General features: G+C 55.6%; 3 rRNA genes. All 3 read right to left on the bottom strand.

What is annotated here, in order from left to right:
• Positions 1-41 precede the first annotated feature (41 nt).
• The 3 genes from rrf to JFX23_RS09185 all read right to left on the bottom strand — a co-directional run bounded on the left by rrf (position 42) and on the right by JFX23_RS09185 (position 5,334).
• Positions 42-158 (bottom strand): 5S ribosomal RNA (rrf, locus tag JFX23_RS09175).
• Positions 159-295: 137 nt separating this feature from the next.
• Positions 296-3,435: ribosomal RNA gene (locus JFX23_RS09180) — 23S ribosomal RNA — on the bottom strand.
• 347 nt (positions 3,436-3,782) lie between these two features.
• Positions 3,783-5,334 (bottom strand): 16S ribosomal RNA (locus JFX23_RS09185).
• Together the 16S, 23S and 5S rRNA genes form the textbook arrangement of a ribosomal RNA operon.
• Between the last annotated feature and the right edge of the window lie 135 nt (positions 5,335-5,469).

Here is a 5,469-nt window from a genome sequence, read left to right on the forward strand (position 1 = left end):
TTCCAAAGGCTCTACCCCCCACCCCCTTTTTTGTGGTGTGGTTGCGGCGGTTTCCTACTCTCCCACACCCTGTCGGGTGCAGTACCATCGGCGTTGTTGGGCTTAGCTTCCGGGTTCGGAATGTTGCCGGGCGTTTCCCCAATACTATGACCACCGCAAGTTTGGTGTATCCACTCCCCACCCCCACAGGCGCGTGGTGTGCGCGTGTGTTTTGGGGGGTTTGTGGGTTGGATGTGATTCGTATAGTGGTTGTGAGCACAAGCGTGTCGTGTTCCCCCATTGTTTGTGGGGGGGTTGTGTTTAGTGTTGGCCGATTAGTACCAGTCGGCTTACGAGCACATTACTGTGCTTCCACCTCTGGCCTATCTACCCAGTAGTCTGCTGGGGGCCTTCACACCCCACGAGGTGGGGTGTTGGAAACCTCATCTTGGAGCAGGCTTCCCGCTTAGATGCTTTCAGCGGTTATCCTTCCCGAACGTAGCTAACCAGCCATGCACCTGGCGGTACAACTGGCACACCAGAGGTTCGTCCATCCCGGTCCTCTCGTACTAGGGACGGGCCTCCACAAGTTTCCTACGCGCACAGAGGATAGGGACCGAACTGTCTCACGACGTTCTGAACCCAGCTCGCGTACCGCTTTAATGGGCGAACAGCCCAACCCTTGGGACCAACTCCAGCCCCAGGATGCGACGAGCCGACATCGAGGTGCCAAACCATGCCGTCGATATGGACTCTTGGGCAAGATCAGCCTGTTATCCCCGGGGTACCTTTTATCCGTTGAGCGACCACGCACCCACGTGCCATGGCCGGATCACTAGTTCCTGCTTTCGCACCTGCTCGACCCGTCGGTCTCACAGTCAAGCTCCCTTGTGCACTTGCACTCGCCACCTGATGACCAACCAGGCTGAGGGAACCTTTGAGCGCCTCCGTTACTCTTTAGGAGGCAACCGCCCCAGTTAAACTACCCACCAGGCACTGTCCCCAACCCGGATCACGGGCCGAGGTTAGATGACCGCTTGAACCAGAATGGTATTTCAACTTTCGACTCCACACAGGCTGGCGCCCACGCTTCACAGTCTCCCACCTATCCTACACAAGCCCAAGCGAACACCAATACCAAGCTATAGTAAAGGTCCCGGGGTCTTTCCGTCCTTCTGCGCGAAACGAGCATCTTTACTCGTAATGCAATTTCACCGAGTTCACGGTTGAGACAGCGGAGAAGTCGTTACGCCATTCGTGCAGGTCGGAACTTACCCGACAAGGAATTTCGCTACCTTAGGATGGTTATAGTTACCACCGCCGTTTACTGGGGCTTAAATTCAAACCTTCACCACACGAGTGTGGTTGAGTCTTCCTCTTAACCTTCCAGCACCGGGCAGGCGTCAGTGCGTATACATCGCCTTACGGCTTCGCACGCACCTGTGTTTTTGATAAACAGTCGCTTCTCCCTATTCTCTGCGACCCCCAGCCACACCACCCACGCAAAAACGGTGGGCGCATCGCCAAGGGTCCTCCTTATCCCGAAGTTACGGAGGAATTTTGCCGAGTTCCTTAACCATGATTCACTCGAACGCCTCGGTATACTCTACCTGACCACCTGAGTCGGTTTAGGGTACGGGCGCGTAACACCCTCGCGTCGAGGCTTTTCTTGACAGTTGAGGATCACCACCAGACACCCCACACGGGGCACCCCCATCAGTCCTCACCCCTTCATGTTCCCCGGATTTACCTAGGAAACGGGCCACAACCTTAGACACACACAACCAACGGTGCGCGGCAGCTACCTTCCTGTGTCACCCCTGTTAACACGCTTACCTACAACAATCAGGGCCCCACAACTCCCACAACCACCACAACCCGAAAGCTGTGACAGCACGAAAGCAAATGGTTAGCATAAAAGCTTCAGTATTGGCGGTTGTTACGCGGTACCAGAATATCAACTGGTTGTCCATCGACTACGCCTGTCGGCCTCGCCTTAGGACCCGACTAACCCAGGGCGGATAAACCTAGCCCTGGAACCCTTAGTCAATCGGCGGACGGGATTCCCACCCGTCATTCGTTACTCATGCCTGCATTCTCACTCCCACGCGCTCCACCCACCATTACCAGCAGGCTTCACCGCACGCAGGACGCTCCCCTACCCACCCACACCACCACACGACAACTACGCTGCCCAGGTGTTACACGTGTGAGTGCCACAGCTTCGGCGGTACGCTTAAGCCCCGCTACATTGTCGGCGCGAAACCACTTGACCAGTGAGCTATTACGCACTCTTTCAAGGATGGCTGCTTCTAAGCCAACCTCCTGGTTGTCACCGCGATCTCACATCCTTTCCCACTTAGCGCACACTTAGGGGCCTTAGCTGATGATCTGGGCTGTTTCCCTCTCGACTACGAAGCTTATCCCCCGCAGTCTCACTGCCATGCTCACACCTTATGGCATTCGGAGTTTAGCTGACGTCAGTAACCCACAGGGCCCATCGGCCATCCAGTAGCTCTACCTCCACAAGGCAACACACAACGCTGCACCTAAATGCATTTCGGGGAGAACCAGCTATCACGGAGTTTGATTGGCCTTTCACCCCTACCCACAGTTCATCCCCCAGGTTTTCAACCCTGGTGGGTTCGGTCCTCCACACAGTCTTACCTCTGCTTCAACCTGACCATGGGTAGATCACCCCGCTTCGGGTCCAGAACACGCGACCAACGCCCTCATTTCAGACTCGCTTTCGCTACGCATACCCCACACGGGTTAAGCACGCCACGTATCACTGACTCGCAGGCTCATTCTTCAAAAGGCACGCCATCACCCCACAAGGCTCTGACGGCTTACAGGCACACGGTTTCAGGTACTATTTCACTCCCCTCCCGGGGTACTTTTCACCATTCCCTCACGGTACTATGCACTATCGGTCATCAAGGAGTATTCAGGCTTACCAGGTGGTCCTGGCAGATTCACACGAGATTTCACGAGTCCCGCACTACTCGGGCACCCATCCAACACACAACCGCACCGGTACGCCTACACGACTCTCACGCACTCCGGTCACCCATCCCAAGATGTTCAACTCCCAACACGATCACATGCCCCCCTCCGGCAGAAGGAAGGAAACAGACAAGCCCCACAACACCGCACACGCAACCCCCGCCGAGTATCACACGCACACGGTTTAGCCATCCTCCGCTTTCGCTCGCCACTACTCACGGAATATCTTTTCCTACGGGTACTAAGATGTTTCACTTCCCCGCGTTCCCCCCACCACCCTATACACGTTCAGATGATGGTAACCAAGCACAACCCTGGTTAGGTTCCCCCATTCGGACACCCTCGGATCAACACTCGCTCGCCAACTCCCCGAGGCATATCGCAGGCCGCAACGTCCTTCATCAGCTCTTGATGCCAAGGCATCCACCGAATGCCCAACAAAACTAAACAAAACCACAAAACAAACAAGATGCTCACAACCACTATACAAATCACAAACAACCCACCACACCACCAACCCCACACACAACACGCAGAGCCAACAGCAAGCCACACACCCCCACCACAACCCCAACAAAAAGAAGAAAAAGAAGAAGAAGAAGAAGAGGGGGCATCACGCCCAACAGGTATTGAACGTGAACCCGACAGTGTGTCCATCAAAAATGCCCAACCCCAAACGCACCCACACCCACCACCCCACAACAGGGCAGCACACACATGCAAGCACAAGAAACACCCACCCACACCACCAACACATGACAGCATGAAGCGAGCATCCCCACAACGAGGCTCCCTAGAAAGGAGGTGATCCAGCCGCACCTTCCGGTACGGCTACCTTGTTACGACTTCGTCCCAATCGCCAATCCCACCTTCGACCACTCCCCCCGGACAAACCGGTTAGGCCATGAGCTTCGGGTGTTACCAACTTTCGTGACGTGACGGGCGGTGTGTACAAGGCCCGAGAACGTATTCACCGCAGCGTTGCTGATCTGCGATTACTAGCGACTCCACCTTCATGGGGTCGAGTTGCAGACCCCAATCCGAACTGAGACCAGCTTTAAGGGATTCGCTCCGCCTTACGACATCGCAACCCTCTGTACCAGCCATTGTAGCATGCGTGAAGCCCAAGACATAAGGGGCATGATGATTTGACGTCATCCCCACCTTCCTCCGAGTTAACCCCGGCAGTCCCCCACGAGTCCCCACCACAACGTGCTGGCAACATAGGGCAAGGGTTGCGCTCGTTGCGGGACTTAACCCAACATCTCACGACACGAGCTGACGACAACCATGCACCACCTGTACACCCCCAACCAAATGCCACCACATCTCTGCAGCGTCAGGGCGCATGTCAAGCCTTGGTAAGGTTCTTCGCGTTGCATCGAATTAATCCGCATGCTCCGCCGCTTGTGCGGGCCCCCGTCAATTCCTTTGAGTTTTAGCCTTGCGGCCGTACTCCCCAGGCGGGGCACTTAAAGCGTTAGCTACGGCGCAGAAACCACGGGTGGCCCCCACACCTAGTGCCCAACGTTTACAGCGTGGACTACCAGGGTATCTAATCCTGTTCGCTCCCCACGCTTTCGCTCCTCAGCGTCAGTAACGGCCCAGAGACCCGCCTTCGCCACCGGTGTTCCTCCTGATATCTGCGCATTCCACCGCTACACCAGGAATTCCAGTCTCCCCTACCGCACTCAAGCCAGCCCGTACCCACCGCACGCCCCCAGTTAAGCCAGAGGATTTCACGGCAGACGCGACCAACCGCCTACAAGCCCTTTACGCCCAATAATTCCGGACAACGCTCGCGCCCTACGTATTACCGCGGCTGCTGGCACGTAGTTAGCCGGCGCTTCTTTACCCACTACCCTCACCACAACCCAAAACTGCGGCTTGACCATGAGCGAAAGAGGTTCACAACCCGAAGGCCTACATCCCTCACGCGGCGTCGCTGCATCAGACTTGCGTCCATTGTGCAAAATTCCCCACTGCTGCCTCCCGTAGGAGTCTGGGCCGTATCTCAGTCCCAATGTGACCGGTCACCCTCTCAGGCCGGTTACCCGTCAAAGCCTTGGTAGGCCACTACCCCACCAACAAGCTGATAGGCCGCGAGCCCATCCCCCACCAAAAACACCCAAAAGCATCTCTTTCCACACACCCCCATGCGAAGACATGTGAATATTCAGTATTAGCAGCCCTTTCAGACCGTTATCCCAAAGAAGAGGGCAGGTTACTCACGTGTTACTCACCCGTTCGCCACTAATCAACGGTGCAAGCACCGCATCATCGTTCGACTTGCATGTGTTAAGCACGCCGCCAGCGTTCGTCCTGAGCCAGGATCAAACTCTCCGAACAAAAACAAAAAACGTCAAAGCCCAGAAAAACCCACCACACCACAACAGCACAGCAGGCAATCCCAACCAAAAACAACTCAAAAACAAAAAACAGGCATAAAAAACAAACACACTATCGAGTTCACAAACAACACCC

This window comes from Schaalia cardiffensis (genome assembly GCF_016405145.1).
Classification (GTDB): Bacteria; Actinomycetota; Actinomycetes; order Actinomycetales; family Actinomycetaceae; genus Pauljensenia; species Pauljensenia cardiffensis.